At 67.7% G+C, this 20,251-nt stretch carries 17 protein-coding genes; 13 read left to right on the forward strand and 4 right to left on the reverse strand.

The window, feature by feature from the left end; translation table 11 throughout:
- Positions 1-80 precede the first annotated feature (80 nt).
- The 10 genes from pheS to argH all read left to right on the forward strand — a co-directional run bounded on the left by pheS (position 81) and on the right by argH (position 12,309).
- Positions 81-1,133 carry a phenylalanine--tRNA ligase subunit alpha gene (gene pheS / locus G6N15_RS19450; protein WP_083089417.1) on the forward strand — a complete coding sequence of 351 codons (1,053 nt, stop codon included), beginning with the start codon at positions 81-83 and terminating at the stop codon, positions 1,131-1,133.
- Positions 1,133-3,619, forward strand: coding sequence for a phenylalanine--tRNA ligase subunit beta (gene pheT / locus G6N15_RS19455; RefSeq protein WP_083089420.1), 2,487 nt, complete (start codon positions 1,133-1,135; stop codon positions 3,617-3,619). The genes pheS and pheT overlap by 1 nt, the downstream gene beginning before the upstream one ends.
- Positions 3,620-3,728: 109 nt before the next feature.
- Positions 3,729-4,775, forward strand: a complete 1,047-nt coding sequence (argC, locus tag G6N15_RS19460) for an N-acetyl-gamma-glutamyl-phosphate reductase (protein ID WP_139797990.1) — start codon at positions 3,729-3,731, stop codon at positions 4,773-4,775.
- A complete protein-coding gene (gene argJ, locus G6N15_RS19465) occupies positions 4,772-5,986 on the forward strand; it encodes a bifunctional glutamate N-acetyltransferase/amino-acid acetyltransferase ArgJ (protein ID WP_083089422.1) in 1,215 nt (404 codons plus the stop codon). The genes argC and argJ overlap by 4 nt, the downstream gene beginning before the upstream one ends.
- Positions 5,987-6,056: 70 nt before the next feature.
- Complete coding sequence (argB, locus tag G6N15_RS19470; protein ID WP_083089424.1) at positions 6,057-6,938, forward strand: acetylglutamate kinase; 882 nt, start codon at positions 6,057-6,059, stop codon at positions 6,936-6,938.
- A 68-nt stretch (positions 6,939-7,006) separates the two neighbouring features.
- Positions 7,007-8,173 carry an acetylornithine transaminase gene (locus G6N15_RS19475; protein ID WP_083089458.1) on the forward strand — a complete coding sequence of 389 codons (1,167 nt, stop codon included), beginning with the start codon at positions 7,007-7,009 and terminating at the stop codon, positions 8,171-8,173.
- Complete coding sequence (gene argF, locus G6N15_RS19480; RefSeq protein WP_083089426.1) at positions 8,170-9,102, forward strand: ornithine carbamoyltransferase; 933 nt, start codon at positions 8,170-8,172, stop codon at positions 9,100-9,102. The genes G6N15_RS19475 and argF overlap by 4 nt, the downstream gene beginning before the upstream one ends.
- Positions 9,099-9,605 carry an arginine repressor gene (locus tag G6N15_RS19485; protein ID WP_083089428.1) on the forward strand — a complete coding sequence of 169 codons (507 nt, stop codon included), beginning with the start codon at positions 9,099-9,101 and terminating at the stop codon, positions 9,603-9,605. Before argF ends, G6N15_RS19485 begins: the two co-directional genes overlap by 4 nt.
- Positions 9,606-9,617: 12 nt before the next feature.
- Positions 9,618-10,814 (forward strand): argininosuccinate synthase, encoded by a 1,197-nt coding sequence (locus G6N15_RS19490; protein WP_083089430.1) that lies wholly within the window; start codon positions 9,618-9,620, stop codon positions 10,812-10,814.
- 82 nt (positions 10,815-10,896) lie between these two features.
- A complete protein-coding gene (argH, locus tag G6N15_RS19495; protein WP_083089432.1) occupies positions 10,897-12,309 on the forward strand; it encodes an argininosuccinate lyase in 1,413 nt (470 codons plus the stop codon).
- 2 nt (positions 12,310-12,311) lie between these two features.
- Here the strand turns inward: argH and G6N15_RS19500 are convergent, their stop codons facing one another.
- Entirely contained in the window at positions 12,312-14,072 is a 1,761-nt protein-coding gene (locus tag G6N15_RS19500) for an ABC-F family ATP-binding cassette domain-containing protein (RefSeq protein ID WP_083089434.1), read from the reverse strand.
- Between the two features lie 168 nt (positions 14,073-14,240).
- Here G6N15_RS19500 and G6N15_RS19505 point away from each other — a divergent pair, with 168 nt between their 5' ends.
- Positions 14,241-17,171 (forward strand): acyl-CoA synthetase, encoded by a 2,931-nt coding sequence (locus G6N15_RS19505; RefSeq protein ID WP_232070491.1) that lies wholly within the window; start codon positions 14,241-14,243, stop codon positions 17,169-17,171.
- Positions 17,172-17,183: 12 nt separating this feature from the next.
- Positions 17,184-17,408 (forward strand): Trm112 family protein, encoded by a 225-nt coding sequence (locus G6N15_RS19510; protein WP_083089439.1) that lies wholly within the window; start codon positions 17,184-17,186, stop codon positions 17,406-17,408.
- Here G6N15_RS19510 and G6N15_RS19515 read toward each other — a convergent pair.
- From G6N15_RS19515 to G6N15_RS19525, 3 genes are read right to left on the reverse strand one after another with little or no spacing between them, the layout of a single operon-like run.
- Positions 17,374-17,991, reverse strand: coding sequence for a TetR/AcrR family transcriptional regulator (locus G6N15_RS19515; RefSeq protein WP_083089442.1), 618 nt, complete (start codon positions 17,989-17,991; stop codon positions 17,374-17,376). The two genes, G6N15_RS19510 and G6N15_RS19515, sit on opposite strands and share 35 nt — an antisense overlap.
- A 4-nt stretch (positions 17,992-17,995) precedes the next feature.
- Entirely contained in the window at positions 17,996-18,745 is a 750-nt protein-coding gene (locus G6N15_RS19520) for an ABC transporter permease (protein ID WP_232070492.1), read from the reverse strand.
- Positions 18,746-18,747: 2 nt separating this feature from the next.
- On the reverse strand, positions 18,748-19,518 hold the full coding sequence (locus G6N15_RS19525; RefSeq protein WP_083089444.1) for an ABC transporter ATP-binding protein: 771 nt from the start codon (positions 19,516-19,518) through the stop codon (positions 18,748-18,750).
- A 112-nt stretch (positions 19,519-19,630) separates the two neighbouring features.
- Between G6N15_RS19525 and G6N15_RS19530 the strand changes: the two genes are divergently transcribed.
- Positions 19,631-20,242: a DNA-3-methyladenine glycosylase gene (locus G6N15_RS19530; protein WP_083089447.1), complete on the forward strand. Its 612-nt coding sequence runs from the start codon at positions 19,631-19,633 to the stop codon at positions 20,240-20,242.
- Positions 20,243-20,251 lie beyond the last annotated feature (9 nt).

The following is a 20,251-nucleotide window of genomic DNA, read 5'->3' on the forward strand; positions in this document are numbered from 1 at the left end:
CTTGCGTCCCGCAAGCAGGAGCGCCTGCTCGTCGCGCCGCGCAGCGCCGGGACGCACCAGCCAGCAAGGAGTCTCGCCGCGTGGGTGATCAACCCGTCGATCCGTCCATCGTGTCGTCGGAGGCACTGACCAAAGCGGTCAACGCCGCCCGCCAAGCCTTCACGCTGGCGGCCGATCTGGACGCCCTGGCGCGCGCCAAGACCGAGCACCTCGGCGATCGCTCACCGCTGGCGCTGGCGCGCCAGGCATTGGCCGCGCTGCCGAAGGACGACCGTGCCGACGCCGGCCGCCGCGTCAACGCCGCCCGCGCCGACGCCCAGCACAGCTACGCCGAGCGACTGGCCACGCTGCGCGCCGAGCGCGACGCGGCGGTCTTGGTCGCCGAGCGCATCGACGTGACCTTGCCGTCGACTCGCCAACCACCCGGCGCGCGGCACCCGGTGACGATTCTGGGTGAACACATCGCCGACACGTTCGTCGCGATGGGCTGGGAACTGGTCGAAGGACCGGAGGTCGAGAGCGAGCAGTTCAACTTCGACGCCTTGAACTTCCCACCCGACCACCCGGCGCGCAGCGAGCAGGACACCTTCTACATCGCGCCGGAAGGGTCTCGCCAGGTGCTGCGGACGCACACGTCGCCGGTGCAGGTGCGCACGCTGCTCGAGCGCGAGCTGCCGGTGTACGTGATCTCGATCGGCCGCACCTTCCGCACTGACGAGCTCGACGCCACCCACACCCCGGTGTTCCACCAAATCGAGGGCCTGGCGGTGGACCGCGGGCTGTCGATGGCGCATCTGAGGGGAACGTTGGACGCGTTGGCCCGCGCGGAGTTCGGGCCGGAGGCGCGTACCCGGATGCGCCCGCACTTCTTCCCGTTCACCGAACCGTCCGGCGAGGTGGACGTGTGGTTCGCGAACAAGAAGGGCGGCGCCGACTGGGTGGAGTGGGGCGGCTGCGGGATGGTCAACCCGAACGTCTTGCGCGCCGTCGGCATCGATCCCGACGTGTATACGGGCTTCGCGTTCGGCATCGGGCTGGAACGCACGCTGCAGTTCCGCAACGGCATCCCCGATATGCGCGACATGGTCGAGGGCGACGTGCGGTTCTCATTACCGTTCGGCGTGGGGGCCTGATGCGCGTCCCCTACAGCTGGCTGCGTGAAGTCGTCGCGGTCGGTGCGCCCGGCTGGGACGTGCCCGCCGATGAGCTCGAGCAGACGTTGCTGCGCATCGGTCACGAGGTCGAAGAAGTGCTCGCGCTCGGACCGGTCACCGGGCCGCTGACGGTTGGGCGGGTCACCGCCATCGAAGAGCTGACCGAGTTCAAGAAACCGATCCGCGCTTGCCTGGTCGACGTCGGCGAGCCTCAGTCGCGCGAAATAATCTGTGGTGCAACGAATTTCACAGTCGGTGATCTGGTAGTGGTGGCGCTGCCCGGCACCACGTTGCCGGGCGACTTCACCATCACCGCCCGCAAGGCCTATGGGCGCAACTCCGACGGCATGATCTGCTCGATGGCCGAATTAGGTTTGGGCACAGATCATTCCGGTATTCTCGTGCTACCGGCGGGCACCGCCGAACCCGGGGCCGACGCCACAGAGGCGCTCGGTTTCGACGATGTGGTGTTCCACCTGGCGATTACCCCCGACCGCGGCTACTGCATGTCGGTGCGCGGGCTGGCCCGGGAGATCGCCTGCGCTTACGACCTCGACTTCGCCGACCCGGCCGATGTCGCGCCGCTGCCGGTCGAGGGGGAGGCGTGGCCGCTGACCGTGCAACCCGGGACCGGGGTGCGCCGGTTTGCGCTGCGCCCGGTCACCAGCATTGACCCCAGCGCAGTGTCGCCGTGGTGGCTGCAGCGTCGGTTGCTGCTGTCGGGCATCCGGGCCATTTCGCCGGCCGTCGACGCCACCAACTACGTGATGCTGGAGTTGGGCCACCCCATGCACGCCCACGACCGCAACCGGATCACCGGCGGCTTGGCCGTGCGGTTCGCCCGGGCCGGTGAAACGATGACCACCCTCGACGACGTCGAGCGCCGACTCGAGCCCGCCGACGTGCTGATCGTCGATGACGTCGCCACCGCCGCAATCGGCGGCGTGATGGGGTCGAGCAGCACCGAGACCCGCCAGGGCTCCACCGACGTGCTCCTGGAGGCGGCGGTGTGGGATCCGCCCGCGGTATCGCGCACCCAGCGGCGGCTGCACCTGGGCAGTGAGGCCGCCCGCCGCTACGAGCGGGGCGTCGACCCGGCGATCTCGGTGGCAGCGCTGGATCGCTGCGCCGCGCTGTTGGCTGAGATCACCGGTGGCACAGCGGCTCCCGTGCTGACCGACTGGCGGGGCGACCCGCCGCGCGACGACTGGTCGCTGCCACCCATCCGAATGACCACCGACCTACCCGACCGCACCGCTGGCGTCGAGTATCCACCGGGCACAACCGTGCGGCGGCTGACCCAAATCGGCGCCGCGGTGACCGCCGACGGCGATGTGCTGACCGTGACGCCGCCGAGTTGGCGGCCCGATCTCGTGCAGCCCGCCGATCTGGTCGAGGAAGTGCTGCGACTGGAAGGCTTCGCCGTCATCCCTTCGGTGTTACCCGCGGCGCCCGCCGGCCGGGGTTTGACCCGCAAGCAAAAGCGCCACCGCGCGATCAGCAAGTCGCTCGCGTTGTCCGGCTATGTCGAAGTCCTGCCGACACCGTTTTTGCCCGCGGGCATCTTCGACCGGTGGGGGTTGCCCGCCGACGATCCTCGGCGCACCACCACACAGGTGCTCAACCCGCTGGAGGCCGATCGGCCGCATCTGGCCACCACGCTGCTTCCCGGGCTACTGGAAGCCCTGGCGCGCAACGTTTCTCGGGGCATCGCCGACGTCGAGCTGTTCGCCATCGCGCAGGTGGTCCATCCGACTTCCCAGACCCGCAGCGTCGGCGTCATCCCCGTCGACCGGCGGCCCACCGACGACGAGATCGCCATGCTCGACGCGTCACTGCCGCGCCAGCCGCAGCACGTCGCGGTGGTGCTGACCGGCCTGCGGGAACCGCGCGGGCCCTGGGGCGCCGGTCGGCGGGCCGAAGCCGCCGACGCCTTCGAGGCGGTTCGGACCATCGCCCGCTCCTGCGGCGTCGACGTGACACTGCGGGCCGCCGACTATCTGCCGTGGCATCCGGGCCGGTGCGCCGAAGTGCTCATCGGCGACGCCGTGATCGGCCATGCCGGCCAGCTGCACCCGGCGGTCATCGAACGCTGCGAGCTGCCGCCCGGCACCTGCGCGGCCGAACTCAACCTGGATGCCGTTCCGCTCGTAAAAGCCCTGCCCGCACCTCAGGTGTCGCCGTTTCCGGCGGTGTTTCAAGACGTCAGCCTGGTGGTCGGCGCCGACGTCGCCGCCCAGGCGGTGGAAGACGCGGTGCGCGAGGGCGCGGGCGAGCTGCTGGAGGATATCCGGCTTTTCGACGTCTACACCGGCCCCCAGATCGGCGAGGACCGCAAGTCGCTGACGTTCGCGTTGCGGTTCCGTGCACCAGATCGCACGTTGACCGAAGACGACGCCAGCGCGGCCCGGGATGCCGCCGTGCGCCGCGCCGCCGAACGGGTAGGCGCCGTCCTGCGCACCTGAGTGTTTTGCGGCGAGCAGACGCTAACGTCCCCGTTCATCGGCGTGTCGGGAGGCTTTTACGTCTGCTGGCGTTGGAATGAGTTTGCATAGTTTTGCATAACCATGCAGAATGGCGGCCATGACCCTGCGAGTGGCGGTGGCTGGCGCCAGCGGCTACGCGGGAGGCGAAATCCTTCGGCTGCTGCTCGGTCACCCCGCCTACGCCGACGGCCGGTTGACGATCGGCGCGCTCACCGCGGCGGGCAACGCCGGAAGCACCCTGGGCGAGCAGCACCCCCACTTGCTGCCGCTCGCTCAGCGGATCCTGGAACCGACCGAGGTCGACGTGCTGCGCGGCCATGACGTGGTCTTCTTGGCGCTCCCGCATGGGTATTCGGCGGCGTTGGCCGAGCAACTGGATCCCCAGACGCTGATCGTGGACTGCGGCGCTGATTTCCGGCTCACCGAACCCGCAGCCTGGCAGCGCTTCTACGGTTCACCGCACGCCGGCAGCTGGCCGTACGGGTTACCCGAACTGCCCGGCGCCCGCGATCAGCTGCGCGGCGCGCGCCGCATCGCGGTTCCGGGCTGCTATCCGACTGCCGCACTGCTGGCACTGCTGCCGGCCGTCGCCGAGGACCTCGTCGAACCCGCGGTCACGGTGGTCGCCGTCAGCGGCGCATCGGGGGCTGGTCGTGCCGCGAAGACAGACTTGCTCGGCGCAGAAGTCATCGGATCGGCGCGTGCCTACAACGTCGGTGGGGCCCACCGGCACACCCCGGAGATCGTGCAGGAGTTGCAAAAGGTCAGCGACCGAAAAGTCACCGTGTCGTTCACTCCGGTGCTCATCCCCACGTCGCGCGGCATCCTGGCCACCTGCACCGCGCCGACCCGCGCGCCGCTCTCGCAGCTGCGCGCCGCCTACGAAAAGGCATACGGCAGTGAACCTTTCGTGCACTTACTGCCGGAAGGGCAGCTCCCGCGCACCGGTGCGGTGATCGGCAGCAACGCCGCGCATATCGCCGTTGCGGTCGACGAGGACGCTGGCATGCTCGTCGCGATCGCCGCCATCGACAACCTGGTCAAGGGCACCGGCGGCGCCGCCGTCCAGTCGATGAACCTGGCGCTGGGCTGGCCGGAAACCGAAGGGCTCCCGATAGTCGGGGTGGCGCCGTGACCGACCTGGCCGCCACTGCCCGGCTGGTGCGCTCTCAGGGCGTCACCGCGCCGGAGGGTTTCCGGGCTGCGGGCATCGCTGCCGGGATCAAGCCTTCCGGTGCGCTGGATCTCGCGTTGGTCTTCAACGAGGGCCCGGACTCCGCCGCCGCCGGCGTCTTCACCCGCAACAAAGTCAAGGCCGCGCCGGTGCTGTGGAGCCGGCAGGTCCTCACCACGGGCCGGCTGCGCGCGGTGATCCTCAACTCCGGCGGCGCCAACGCCTGCACCGGCCCCGCCGGGTTCCAAGACACCCACGCCGCGGCGGAGGCCGTCGCCGCCGCGCTATCCGACTGGGGCACCGAGACCGGCGCCATCGAGATTGCCGTCTGCTCAACGGGCCTGATCGGCGACCGGCTGCCGATGGACAAGGTGCTGGCCGGCGTTCAGGAAGTCGTTCACGAGATGGCAGGCGGACTCACCGGCGGCGAGGACGCGGCCCGGGCCATCATGACCACCGACACCGTGCCGAAACAGGTTGCGCTGCACCATCCGGGTAACTGGACCATCGGCGGAATGGCCAAGGGCGCCGGGATGCTGGCACCGTCGCTGGCCACCATGCTGTGCGTGCTGACCACCGACGCCGTCGCCGATGCCGCAGCGCTCGACCACGCCCTGCGGCGTGCCACCGCCGTCACCTTCGACCGCTTGGACATCGACGGAACCTGCTCCACCAACGACACTGTGCTGCTTTTGGCGTCTGGGGCAAGCGAAATCGCCCCCAGCCAAGCCGAACTCGATGAGGCGGTGCTTCGGGTCTGCGACGACCTGTGCGCGCAGTTGCAGGCCAACGCCGAAGGCGTCACCAAGCGCATCACCGTCACCGTGACCGGTGCGGCCAGCGATGACGACGCCGTCACCGCGGCCCGGGTCATCGCGCGCGACACCCTGGTCAAGACCGCGTTGTTCGGCTCGGACCCGAACTGGGGCCGGGTGCTCGCAGCAGTGGGCATGGCGCCGGTGCAGCTCGATCCCGACCGGATCACCGTGTCGTTCAATGGTTTTGCGGTTTGCGTCGACGGCGTCGGAACGCCGAAAGCCCGAGACGTAGACCTGTCGGGAACCGACATCGACGTCGCCGTCAACCTCGGGCTAGGCAGTGGTCACGGCGCCATCCGCACCACCGACCTGTCGCACGGTTACGTCGAAGAGAACTCCGCGTATAGCTCATGATCCGCCTCCTCCTCATCGCTTCGCTCTGCATCGTCGGCGGTGGCCAGCTCATGGTGAGCAGCGAGTTGTCATGACCACTAGCGAATTGCCCACCCAGGTCAAAGCGCAGGTGCTCGCCGAGGCCCTGCCCTGGCTCAAGCAACTGCACGGCAAGATCGTCGTCGTCAAATACGGCGGCAACGCGATGACGGACGACACGCTCAAGCATGCGTTCGCCGCCGACATGGCGTTTTTGCGCAACTGTGGCATCCATCCCGTCGTCGTCCACGGCGGTGGACCGCAGATCACGGCGATGCTGCAGCGGCTCGGCATCGCCGGCGACTTCAAGGGCGGATTCCGGGTCACCACACCGGAAGTGCTCGACGTCGCACGCATGGTGCTGTTCGGGCAAGTGGGCCGGGAACTGGTCAACCTGATCAACGCGCACGGACCCTACGCCGTCGGTATCACCGGTGAAGACGCGCAGCTGTTCACCGCGGTGCGCCGCCGCGTCACGGTCGACGGTGTCGCCACCGACATCGGGCTGGTGGGCGACGTCGCACACGTCAATGCCGCCGCCGTGTTGGATCTGATTGCGGCACGGCGCATTCCGGTGGTGTCCACGCTTGCACCGGATACCGACGGAGTGGTGTACAACATCAACGCCGACACCGCGGCGGCGGCGCTGGCCGAAGCGTTGGGCGCCGAGAAGCTGTTGATGCTCACCGATGTGGAAGGGGTGTACACCCGCTGGCCGGACCGCGATTCGTTGGTCAGCGAAGTCGATACCGCGACACTCACCCAACTGCTGCCGACGCTGGAGGAGGGCATGATTCCGAAGGTCGAAGCGTGTCTGCGCGCCGTTTCCGGCGGTGTGCCGAGCGCGCACGTCATTGACGGTCGGGTGGAGCATTGCGTGTTGGTCGAGCTGTTCACCGACGCGGGCACCGGCACCAAGGTGGTGGCGGCATGACTGAATCACATGGTGGCGACCCGCTGCGCTCGGCCTCGCCGAGCTTGCGATCGCCACGAACCGCAGTGATGCAGCAGCGTTGGTCAGCCGTGATGATGAACAACTACGGCACCCCGCCGGTGGCGCTGGCCAGCGGTGACGGCGCGGTGGTCACCGACGTCGACGGCAAGTCTTACCTCGATTTGCTCGGCGGCATCGCGGTCAACATCCTCGGCCACCGCCATCCCGCGGTGATCGAGGCGGTCACCGAGCAACTGTCGACCCTGTGCCACACCTCCAACCTGTATGCCACCGAGCCCGGTATCGCGCTGGCTGAGGCACTGGTCGCCTTGCTCGGGGCCGAGGCGCGGGTGTTCCTGTGCAATTCCGGCACCGAGGCCGTCGAGCTGGCGTTCAAGCTGTCCCGGCTGACCGGCCGTACGAAACTTGTTGCGGCACAAGACGCATTCCACGGCCGCACGATGGGGTCGCTGGCCCTGACCGGCCAGCCGGCCAAGCAGGCGCCGTTCGCACCGCTGCCCGGCGACGTCACGCACGTGCCGTACGGCGACGTCGATGTGCTGGCGGCCGCGGTGTCCGACGACACCGCTGCGGTGTTCCTGGAGCCGATCATGGGGGAGTGCGGTGTCGTCGTGCCGCCCGACGGCTACCTTGTTGCGGCCCGCGACATTACGGCGCGGCACGGCGCGCTGCTGGTGCTCGACGAAGTGCAGACCGGGATGGGACGCACCGGCACCTTTTTCGCCCACCAGCACGACGGCATCACCCCGGATGTGGTGACCTTGGCCAAGGGTCTCGGTGGTGGGCTGCCGATCGGGGCGTGCCTGGCGGTCGGGCCGGCGGCGGAGCTGCTGACGCCCGGCCTGCACGGCAGCACCTTCGGCGGCAACCCGGTGTGCGCGGCCGCGGCCTTGGCGGTGCTGCGTGTGCTGGCCGCCGACGATCTGGTGCGCCGCTCCGAGGTGCTGGGAAAGTCGTTGCGGCACGGCATCGAATCGCTCGGCCACCCTCTGGTCGACCACGTCCGGGGCCGCGGCTTGTTGTGCGGTGTCGTGCTCACCGCGCCCAAAGCTAAAGACGTCGAGACCGCTGCGCGCAGCGGCGGTTTCCTGATCAACGCCGCCGCACCCGATGTCATCCGGTTGGCGCCGCCGCTGATCATCACCGAGCACCAGATCGACACCTTCATCACCGCGCTGCCAGCCATCCTCGACACCGCTTCGGAGACGGCATGAGCACGCCACGGCATTTCCTACGCGATGACGACCTGTCCCCGCAAGAACAGGCCGATGTGCTGAAGTTGGCGGCTCGACTGAAGAAGGATCCGCTCAGCTGCCGCCCGCTGGAGGGGCCGCGGGGCGTTGCGGTGATTTTCGACAAGAACTCCACCCGTACCCGGTTTTCGTTCGAGACGGGCATCGCTCAGCTGGGCGGCCACGCCGTGGTCGTCGACGCCCGCAGCACCCAACTGGGCCGCGACGAGACGTTCGGCGACACCGCAAAAGTCTTGTCCCGCTATGTCGATGCGATCGTGTGGCGAACGTTTGGCCAGGACCGGCTGATCGCCATGGCCGAGAGCGCCACTGTCCCGGTCGTCAACGCGCTGTCCGACCAGTTCCATCCGTGCCAGGTGCTGGCCGACCTGCAGACGATCGCCGAACGCAAGGGATCGCTGCCCGGGCTGAAGCTGTCCTACTTCGGTGACGGCGCCAACAACATGGCGCACTCGCTGCTGCTCGGCGGCGTCACCGCGGGCATGCATGTGACCATCGCCGCTCCCGACGAGTTCGCGCCCGACAAAGCGGTTCTCGTTGCCGCCGAGCAGCGCGCCGCGACCACCGGAGCGTCGGTCAGCGTGACCGCCGACCCGCAGGCCGCAGCCGAAGGCGCCGACGTGCTGGTGACCGATACCTGGACGTCAATGGGTCAGGAGAACGACGGGCTGGACCGGTTACAGCCGTTCCGGGCGTTCCAGGTCAACTCCGAGCTGCTGGCGCTGGCTGACCCGGAGTGCATTGTGCTGCACTGTCTTCCGGCCCACCGCGGTCAGGAAATCACCGACGAGGTGATGGACGGCCCGCACAGCGCGGTGTGGGACGAGGCGGAGAACCGGTTGCACGCGCAGAAGGCACTGCTCGTCTGGTTGCTGGAGAGGTCCCGATGACTCGTTCGAAGACCACCCCGGACGTCACCCGCGCCGGCAGGCAGGCCCGCATCGTGGCGATCCTGTCGTCGGCGTCGGTGCGCAGCCAAAGCGAGCTCGCCGCCTTGTTGGCCGCGGAGGGCATCGACGTCACACAGGCCACGCTCTCGCGCGACCTCGAAGAACTCGGCGCGGTCAAGCTGCGTGGCGCCGACGGCGGTGTTGGGGTCTACGTCGTTCCCGAAGACGGCAGCCCGGTACGCGGAATCTCCGGCGGCACAGGCCGGCTGTCACGGCTGCTGGGTGAGCTGCTGGTGTCCACCGACGCCACCGGCAATCTCGCCGTGCTGCGCACCCCGCCCGGTGCCGCTCACTACCTGGCGAGCGCAATCGACCGCGCGGCGCTGCCGTACGTCGTCGGCACGATCGCCGGAGACGACACCATCTTTGTGGCGGCTCGCGAGCCGATGACCGGCGCCGAACTCGAAGCCGCTTTGCGGCAGTTGAACAAAGCTGAAGTATAAGGAGATTGGTTTATGTCCGAGCGCGTCATCCTGGCGTATTCCGGCGGTCTGGACACCTCGGTTGCGATCAGCTGGATTGGCAAGGAGACCGGCCGGGAAGTCGTCGCGGTAGCCATCGACCTCGGCCAGGGCGGCGAGGACATGGGGGTGGTGCGCCAGCGGGCGCTGGACTGCGGCGCGGTCGAGGCGGTCGTCGTCGATGCCCGCGACGAGTTCGCCGAGGGCTACTGCCTGCCCACGATCATGTCGAACGGCCTCTACATGGACCGCTACCCGCTCGTGTCGGCGATCAGCCGGCCCCTGATCGTCAAACATCTGGTCGCGGCTGCACGTCAATACGGCGGCAGCATCGTCGCGCACGGGTGTACCGGCAAGGGCAACGACCAGGTGCGCTTCGAGGTCGGATTCGCCTCGCTCGCACCGGATCTGGAGGTGCTGGCCCCGGTTCGAGATTACGCGTGGACCCGCGAGAAGGCCATTGCGTTCGCTGAGGAGAACGCCATCCCGATCAACGTCACCAAACGTTCGCCGTTCTCGATCGACCAGAACGTCTGGGGCCGCGCGGTGGAAACCGGCTTCCTGGAACACCTGTGGAACGCGCCGACCAAAGACGTGTACTCCTACACCGAAGATCCCACCGTCAACTGGAATACCCCTGACGAGGTGATCGTCGGCTTCGAGTGCGGGGTGCCGGTGTCGATCGACGGCAGACCTGTCACGGTCCTGCAGGCCATCGAGGAGCTCAACCGCCGCGGCGGCGCGCAAGGTGTCGGGCGGCTCGACGTCGTGGAGGACCGGCTGGTCGGCATCAAGAGCCGCGAAATCTACGAGGCTCCCGGGGCGATGGTGCTGATCACCGCGCACACCGAGCTCGAACACGTCACGCTGGAGCGCGAACTCGGCCGGTTCAAGCGGCTGACCGATCAGCGCTGGGCCGAGCTCGTCTACGACGGCCTGTGGTATTCGCCGCTGAAGGCGGCGTTGGAGGCTTTCGTCGCCAAAACACAAGAGCATGTGACCGGCGAGATCCGAATGGTGTTGCATGGTGGGCACATCGCCGTCAACGGGCGGCGCAGCCCGGAGTCGCTGTACGACTTCAACTTGGCCACCTACGACGAGGGCGACAGCTTCGATCAGTCCAAGGCGAAGGGCTTCGTGTACGTGCACGGGCTGTCGTCGAAACTAGCGGCCCGCAGGGACTTGCGGTGACTGGCGCGAGCAGACGCAAAAGCCCCTCACGCACGGTGTGTCGGGGAGCTTTTGCGTCTGCTCGCGCACGAAGGGCTGCCCCATGAGCACCAACGAGGGATCGCTGTGGGGCGGGCGGTTCGCCGACGGCCCCTCTGATGCGCTGGTTGCGCTGAGCCGGTCCACCCACTTCGACTGGGTGCTGGCGCCCTACGACATCGCCGCATCCAAGGCGCACGCCCGGGTGTTGTTCCGGGCCGGGCTGCTCAGCGAAGAGCAGCGTGACGGGCTGCTGGTCGGGCTGGACCGCCTCGCCGACGACGTGGCCGACGGCAGCTTTGGGCCCGTTGACACCGACGAGGATGTGCACGCAGCGCTGGAGCGCGGCCTGATCGAGCGGGTGGGTCCGGACCTGGGTGGCCGGCTGCGAGCCGGGCGATCGCGAAACGACCAGGTGGCCACGTTGATTCGGATGTGGCTGCGCGACGCGGTGCGCCGCGTCGCCGCCGGGGTGCTCGACGTCGTCGGCGCGCTCACCGACCAGGCCGCCACCTATCCCACTGCGATCATGCCGGGCAAGACACATCTGCAATCGGCACAGCCCATTCTGTTGGCCCACCATCTGCTCGCGCACGCTCATCCGCTGCTGCGCGACGTCGATCGGATCGTCGACTTCGACGAGCGCACCGCGATATCACCGTATGGCTCCGGAGCGCTGGCCGGCTCGTCGTTGGGCCTCGATCCCGATGTTGTCGCCGAAGAGCTGGGATTCTCGGCAGCCGCGGACAATTCGGTCGATGCGACCGCGGCTCGGGATTTCGCCGCGGAGGCGGCGTTCGTGCTTGCGATGATCGGCGTCGACCTGTCGCGGCTCGCCGAAGACATCATCATCTGGAGCTCAACGGAATTCGGGTACGTCACCCTGCATGACTCATGGTCGACGGGCAGCTCGATCATGCCGCAGAAGAAAAACCCCGACATCGCCGAGCTGGCCCGCGGCAAATCCGGCCGGTTGATCGGCAACCTGGCCGGGCTGCTGGCCACGCTGAAGGCCCAGCCGCTGGCTTACAACCGGGATCTGCAAGAGGACAAAGAGCCGGTATTCGACTCGGTGGCCCAGCTGGAACTACTGCTGCCGGCCATGGCCGGACTGGTTTCTAGCCTGACATTCAACGTGCAGCGGATGGCGACACTGGCGCCGGCCGGCTATACCCTGGCCACCGATATGGCAGAATGGCTTGTGCGGCAAGGAATTCCATTCCGCGCAGCGCACGAGGCCGCCGGCGCGGCGGTGCGAACAGCGGAGCAACGCGGCGTCGGGCTGGAACAACTGACCGACGACGAGCTGGCCGCCATCCATCCCGCCCTGACCGCGGAGGTCCGCAACGTACTGACGGTCGAGGGCTCGGTATCGTCGCGCGACGCCCGCGGGGGCACAGCGCCGATCCAGGTCGGCAAACAGCTGGATAGCGTGCGCGACACCGCCGATCGGCTGCGACACCAGCTGTGGCGTTAGCGTCACTCGATCTGCTCGGAAAGCTCAAGCCAGCGGTCCTCCAGCGCGGCGGCGTCGTCTTCCAGCGCCCGCAACTCCTGCGTCAGTCGCGTCAACCCGACGTGGTCGGAGGGCTCGTGCTCAGCGAGTTCGGTGCGTTTATCCGCGATTTGGTCGGCCAGCCGCGCCAACCGGCGCTCGAGGGCTGCGGTCTCCTTCTGCACGGCGCGCAGTTCAGCGCCGGACGTGGACTTCGCGGCAGTGTCGGGACGCCGCTCACTGGCAGCCGCTGCCAGCCGCAGGTATTCGTCGATGCCGCCGGGTAAATGGCGCAGTCGCCCATCCCGAACCGCGTACTGCTGGTCGGTGATCCGTTCCAACAGATAGCGGTCGTGGGAAACCACAATCAACGTTCCCGGCCAGGAGTCCAGCAAGTCCTCGGTGGCCGCGAGCATGTCGGTGTCCACGTCGTTGGTCGGCTCGTCGAGCAACAGCACATTCGGTTCGGCCAGCAGCGTCAGCATCAACTGCAGCCGCCGACGGAAACCGCCGGACAAGTCGCCCACCCGCGCCGACAACTGCGCTCGGGAAAACCCGAGCCGCTCCAACAGCTGCGTTGGGCTGACTTCCCGGTCCGCGACCCGGTAGCCGCTGCGCAGCCTACCTACCACGTCGGCGACGCGGTCGCCGGCCATCGGCGCCAGCTCGTCGCACTGCTGGTCGAGCATCGCCAGCCGAACCGTCTTGCCGCGCTTGACCCGGCCGGTGTCCGGCTGCACGCTCCCGGCGATCAGCCCCAGCAGCGTGGACTTGCCGGCACCGTTGGCACCGACGATCCCGGCCCGTTCGCCGGGAGCGATCCGCCATTCGACATCGCGCAGCACCGGCTGACCACCGAAGGAGACCGACACGTCGAGCAGGTCGATCACGTCCTTGCCCAGCCGCGCCGTCGCCAGCTTCGCCAGCTCTACCGTGTTGCGCAGCGGCGGCACGTCGGCGATCAGCTGGTTGGCCGCCTCGATCCGAAACTTCGGTTTGGACGTCCGCGCCGGCGGCCCTCGGCGCAGCCAGGCCAACTCCTTGCGCATCAGGTTCTGCCGTTTCGCCTCCGCCACGGCCGCCAGCCGGTCCCGCTCGACGCGCTGCAGCACATAAGCCGCGTAACCGCCGTCGAACGGCTCAACCGTCCCGTCATGTACTTCCCATGTCGTGGTCGCCACCTCGTCGAGAAACCACCGGTCATGGGTCACGAGCAAAAGACCCCCGGTGTTACGCGCCCACCGCTGGCGCAGGTGGGCGGCCAACCAGGTGATTCCTTCGATGTCCAGATGGTTAGTGGGCTCGTCGAGGGCGATCACGTCCCAGTCGCCGAGCAGCAGTGCGGCCAGCTGCACACGACGCCGCTGCCCGCCGGACAGAGCGGATAGCTCAGCGTCCCAAGGAAAGTCGGACGCCAGCCCATTGACCACCTCGCGGATACGCGGGTTAGCCGCCCACTCGTGCTCCGCCCGGTCGCCGACCAGCGTCCGCCGGACAGTGCCGACGCCGCCCAGTGTGTCGGCCTGGCTCAACGCACCCACCCGCAGCCCGCTGCGGCGAGTGACCCGGCCGGAATTCGGACGCAACTGACCGGTCAGCAAACCCAGCAGACTGGATTTGCCGTCTCCGTTTCGTCCGACGATGCCGATGCGATCGCCGTCACTGACGCCCAAACTCACCGATTCGAACACGACCCGAGTCGGGTACTCGAGGTGGACGTTCTCGGCCCCCAGCAGGTGCGCCACCGGCCCGACCCTAACCGGCTACCGGCGGGGGCCAAAGCCGCGGGTCCACGCCCGCAGATGTGCCATGATTGCCACGCTGTCAGGCCCGCCTGCAGCAGCGATACTTGATAGCGGAGGCAGCAAGTGGATCTGAATCTGTCGGCGGTCACACGGCCCGTCGAGCGTCTGATGGCCACGGCGCAGAACGGCCTGGAGGTCTTGCGGCTGGGCGGGCTGGAGACTGGTACCACACCGTCGCCGTTCCAGATCGTCGAGAGTGTGCCCATGTACAAGCTGCGGCGGTATTTTCCGCCGGACAGCCGCCCTGGCCAACCGCCGGCCGGTCCGCCGGTGCTGCTGGTGCACCCGATGATGATGTCGGCCAACATGTGGGACGTCACCCGCCAAGAAGGCGCGGTCGGGATCTTGCATTCGGCCGGCCTGGACCCGTGGGTCATCGACTTCGGCGAACCGGACAAAGTCGAAGGCGGCATGCGCCGCACCCTGGCCGACCACATCGTCGCGCTCAGCCAGGCCATCGACACCACGACCGATGTCACCGGCCGCGACGTGCACCTGGCGGGCTATTCCCAAGGCGGCATGTTCTGCTATCAAGCTGCCGCATACCGCCACTCGAAAAACATCGCCAGCATTGTGGCGTTCGGGTCGCCGGTCGACACGTTGGCCGCGCTGCCGATGGGCGTTCCGCCCAACTTGGCCGCCGCGGCCGCGAACTTCATGGCCGACCATGTTTTCACCCGGCTGGCGATCCCAAGCTGGTTGGCGCGCACCGGTTTCCAGTTGATGGATCCGCTCAAGACTGCGAAAGCCCGCATCGATTTCCTGCGTCAACTGCACGACCGGGAAGCTTTGCTGCCGCGCGAAGCGCAGCGCAGATTCCTGGAATCCGAAGGCTGGATCGCCTGGTCGGGTCCCGCAGTCTCCGAACTGCTCAAGCAGTTCATCGCGCACAACCGGATGATGACCGGCGGTTTCTCGATCAACGGGCAACTGGTGACCCTGACGGACATCACCTGCCCCGTGCTGGCCTTCGTCGGCGAAGTCGACGACATCGGCCAGCCCCCGGCGGTGCGGGGCATCCGGCGTGCGGCCCCGAACGCCGAAGTGTACGAATACTGCTTGCGGGCAGGCCACTTCGGGTTGGTCGTCGGATCCAAAGCGGCACAGCAGACCTGGCCGACCGTCGCGGCCTGGGTGCTGTGGATCTCTGGATCCGGTGACAAGCCGGACGACATCGTCCCGATGGTCGAGCAGCCGGTCGAACGCGCCCAGTCCGGTGTGGCGCTGAGCGCTCGGCTGGCGCACGGCGTCGGGGAAGCGTCCGAGGTGGCGCTGACCCTCGCCCGCGGCGCGGCCGAGGCCGTCGTCGCCGCCAACAAATCGGTGCGGACCATGGCGGTGGAAACCGTGCGCACGCTGCCCAGGCTGGCCCGGCTGGGCCAGATCAACGACCACACCCGCATCTCGCTTGGCCGGATCATCGACGAACAGGCCCACGACGCGCCGCAAGGCGAGTTCCTGTTGTTCGACGGGCGGGTCCACACCTACGAAGCGGTTAACCGGCGCATCAACAACGTGGTGCGCGGCCTGATCGACGTCGGTGTGCGGCAGGGCGACCACGTCGGTGTCCTGATGGAAACCCGGCCCAGCGCGCTGGTCGCCATCGCGGCGTTGTCGCGGCTCGGCGCGGTCGCTGTGCTGATGCGGCCCGACAGCGATCTGGTTGCGGCAGCACGCATCGGCGGTGTCAGCGAAATCATTACCGACCCAACCAATCTCGACTCCGCGCGCCAATTGCCCGGCCATGTCCTGGTGTTGGGCGGTGGTGAGTCACGCGATCTGCAGCTGCCGGAGGACGCCGACGTCATTGACATGGAAAAGATCGATCCCGACGCGGTCGAGCTCCCCGCGTGGTACCGGCAGAACCCCGGACTGGCACGGGATCTGGCGTTCATCGGGTTCAGCACCACCGCCAGCGGCGAGCTGGTTGCCAAGCAGATCACCAACTACCGCTGGGCGCTTTCGGCGTTCGGGACCGCCTCCACTGCCGCGTTGGGCCGCGGAGATACCGTGTACTGCCTCACCCCGCTGCACCACGAATCCGGGTTGCTGGTGAGCCTCGGCGGCGCGGTCGTCGGCGGTACCCGCATCGCGCTGTCGCGCGGCCTGCAGCCGGACCGGTTTGTCGCCGAAGTCCGCCAGTACGGGGTCACCGTCGTGTCCTATACCTGGACCATGCTGCGCGAGGTCATCGACCACCCGGGATCCGCGTTGCAGGGCTACCACCCGGTGCGCCTCTTCATCGGCTCGGGAATGCCGACGGGGTTGTGGCAGCGGGTGATTGACACCTTCGCGCCCGCCCACGTCGTCGAATTCTTCGCGACCACCGACGGGCAGGCGGTGCTGGCCAACGTGTCCGGCGCCAAGATCGGCAGCAAGGGCCGCCCGCTGCCCGGCGCCAGCCGCGTGGAACTCGGTGCGTACGACGCCGATCGCGACCTGATCCTGGAAGACGAGCGGGGCTTCGTACAGGTCGCCGACGCCGACCAAGTGGGAGTATTGCTGGCCCAGCCCCGCGGGCCGATCGACCCGACAGCATCGGTCAAACGCGGCGTGTTCGCGCCCGCCGACACGTGGATCTCGACGGAGTATCTGTTCCGCCGCGACCCCGACGGGGACTACTGGCTGGTGGGACGCCGCGGTTCGGTGATCCGCACTGCGCGCGGAATCGTCTACTGCGAACCGATCACCGATGCGCTGGGCTTTATCACCGCCATCGACCTCGCAGTCACCTACGGGGTGTCGGTGCGTGGCCGGCATGTGGCGGTGGCCGCCGTGACGCTGCGGCCAGGCGCCAGCATCACCGCCGCCGACCTGACCGAGGCCATCGCGAAGATGGCGCCGATCGGTGTGGGACCCGACATCGTCCATGTCGTGCCCGAGATTTCGCTGAGCGCCACCTACCGGCCCACGGTCAGCGCGCTGCGGGCGGCGGGGCTTCCCAAGCCGGGCCGCCAGGTGTGGTATTTCGACCCGGCGGGCAACCAATTTCGCCGGTTCACCGCAGCGGTGCGCACCGAGCTGTTCGGCGCGCACTAAGGGAGCGCTGCCGTGATCGACGAAACGCTGTTGAGCATCCTGGTCTGCCCCGCCGACCGCGGCCCGCTGCTGCTGGTCGAAAAACCCGACGGTGCGCTGCTGTACAACCCGCGGCTGCGCCGCGCTTACCGCATCGAGGACGGGATCCCGGTGCTGTTGGTCGACGAAGGCACCGCGGTCAGCGACGACGAGCACGTCCGGCTCATGGCGCGGGCCAATCCGGCAGCTCCCCAGTGAGGTAGTGCTGCAGGTTCGGCGCGATCGTGCGCGCGATCTGTTCGGGCGGCAGCGACTTGAACGGATCCAATTCCAGGATGTAACGCGCCATCACCACGCCCACCAATTGCGACGCGACGAACTGGATTCGAATGCGTCCAGATCCCGGCGGATCGTCCACGCGCGACCCCACTTCGGCGTTGATCACCTCTTGCAGGAACGAGCGGACGAGGCTTACGTCGTCACCGGCCAGCAGTGACCGCAGTTCGGCAACGAATCCCTTGCCGGCTTCGGAATCCCACAGTGGCAGCAGCAGCGACGGCAGCTTGTAACCGATGTCTTCAACGGGAGTTTCGCGCAGTGGTCCGATGACTTCCATGGGGTCGACCGGGATCCGCACGGCAGCGGCGAACAGCTGCTCCTTGGTGCCGAAGTAATGGTGCACCAGCGCAGAGTCCACGCCTGCCGCTGCGGCCACCGCCCGAATCGGGGTCTTGTGGATTCCGTTGCGCGAGAACAGCTCCCGTGCACTCGCCAGAATCCGCTCCCGGGTGTCCGAACTTCCCGCTGGTCTCCCCGGGCGTCGGCGTTCAACGCTAGCCAAGGCTCTACGGGGTCCGCCGCCGCAACGTCCCCGCGGCCAGGCACAACGCCGCGAGCGCAAAACCCAGCACGACGACCATGTCGCGCACCGCGATACCGGTCAGCTCCGTATGTGCGCCGACCTGTTGAAGCGCCTCCAGTGCGTAGCTGGCGGGCAAGACGTTGCTGATCCATTGCAGCCAGGTCGCCATCAATCCTCGCGGGACGATGATGCCGGCCAGCAACAGCTGCGGCACCATCACCAAGGGTATGAACTGCACGGCCTGAAACTCGGTGCGCGCGAACGCACTACACAACAAGCCCAGCCCGACGCCCAACACAGCGTTGATGATCGCGATCACAAATACCCACATGGGGCTGCCCGCGGTGTCGAAGCCGAGGAACCAAAACGACACCACACAGGCCAAAGTTGCTTGCACCGCCGCGGCGATCGAGAACGCGGTCCCGTAGGCGATGAGCAGATCTAGTCGGCGCAGGGGAGTGGTCAGAATGCGCTCCAGCGTGCCCGACGCCCGTTCGCGCTGCATGGTGATCGAGGTGATGACGAACATCAAGAACAGCGGGAAAAGGCCCAGCAGAATCAGGCAGGCGTTGTTGAACGGCGACGGCGTGCCGGGCCGGTGCGGGGCATTTTCGAACATGAAGTACATCAGCGTGATAACCAGCACGGGCACCAGCAAGATCATCGCGATACTGCGGCGATCGGCCACCAGTTGGCGGAGTATTCGCGCGGTGGTTGCGCTGTAAGCCTGCAGGCCTATCCGGCTTTGGGTTGCTGCGCGGTGCTGCGTTTGATGATGGACAGAAACGCTTCCTCGAGTGCCGTGCATCCGGTGTCCTCTCGTAGTCGGGTCGGGGTGGTGTGGGCGACCAGATGACCTTCACGCATCAACAACAGGTCACTGCAGTGGTCGGCTTCGTCCATCACATGACTGGAGACCAGCAGTGTGGTGCCCCCGCGCGCGAGCTGATGAAACTGCTCCCACAGATCGGCGCGCAGCACCGGGTCCAGACCCACCGTGGGTTCGTCCAGCACCAGCAGCGCAGGCTGGCACACCAGCGCGCATGCCAACGACGCCCTGGTGCGCTGGCCCCCGGAAAGATTGCCGCAATACGCGGTGCGGTGATCGGACAGGCCCACCCCTTCGATGGCGGCGTCGGCGGCATGCGCGTCGAAGCCGTACAGCGACGCGAAGTAGCGCACGTTGTCGACGATTCGCAGGTCGTTGTAGATGGTTGGGTCCTGGGGCATGTATCCGACCCGACGGCGCAGAACGGCCGATCCCGCGGGCCGTCCCAGCACTGTGACCGTCCCCGCGGTCACGACCTGGGTGCCGACGATGCAGCGCATCAGCGTGGTCTTGCCGCAGCCGGACGGGCCCAACAGCCCGGTGATGGTACCTCGGGCAATCTGCACCGAAAAGTCATGCAGCGCAGGCCTTTTACCGCGAATCACCCGCAGGTGCTTGATATCGACGGCCGCTTCTGCGTCGTTCGACAACAATTCATCACTCGATGAACTCATCATGTGATGAATATGCGCTCCCGACGCGGTGTTGTCAAGAGCTGGGCTTGGTCGTGCTGACCCGCTACGCCCAGCGCCGCTGAGCTTGCGATCACCACGGGGCAAAATCTGTCCGGTGAGCGCTGAGGAACTGATGGTCGACCCGGTCACCGCCGCGCGCCGACTACTCGGCGCCACCGTGCATGGGCGAGGTGTCAGCGCCACGATCGTCGAGGTGGAGGCGTATGGCGGGGTACCCGACGGCCCCTGGCCGGACGCCGCGGCGCACTCGTACCGCGGGCTCAACGGTCGCAATGCGGTGATGTTCGGGCCGCCCGGACACCTCTACACATATCGAAGCCACGGCATCCACGTCTGCGCCAACGTCGCCTGTGGCCCGGACGGAACGGCGGCCGCCGTCCTGCTGCGGGCCGCGGCGATAGAAAACGGTGTCGACGTTGCCCGGTCCCGGCGTGGCGATCTGGCTCGAACCGCCGCACTCGCGCGCGGACCCGGAAATCTCTGCTCCGCATTGGGAATCACCATGGCAGACAACGGGGTTGACCTCTTCGATGCCGAAAGCCCGATCACCTTGAAACTGAACGACACGCTCGACGCCGTGAGCGGCCCGCGGGTGGGCATCAGCCATGCGGCCGACCGGCCGTGGCGGTTGTGGCTGCAGGGTCGACCGGAGGTGTCGGCCTACCGGCGTAGCCCACGCGCGCCCGCGCCAGGGGCCAGCGATTAACGGCCAGAG

The sequence above is a fragment of the Mycobacterium noviomagense genome (genome assembly GCF_010731635.1).
GTDB classification, from domain to species: Bacteria; Actinomycetota; Actinomycetes; order Mycobacteriales; family Mycobacteriaceae; genus Mycobacterium; species Mycobacterium noviomagense.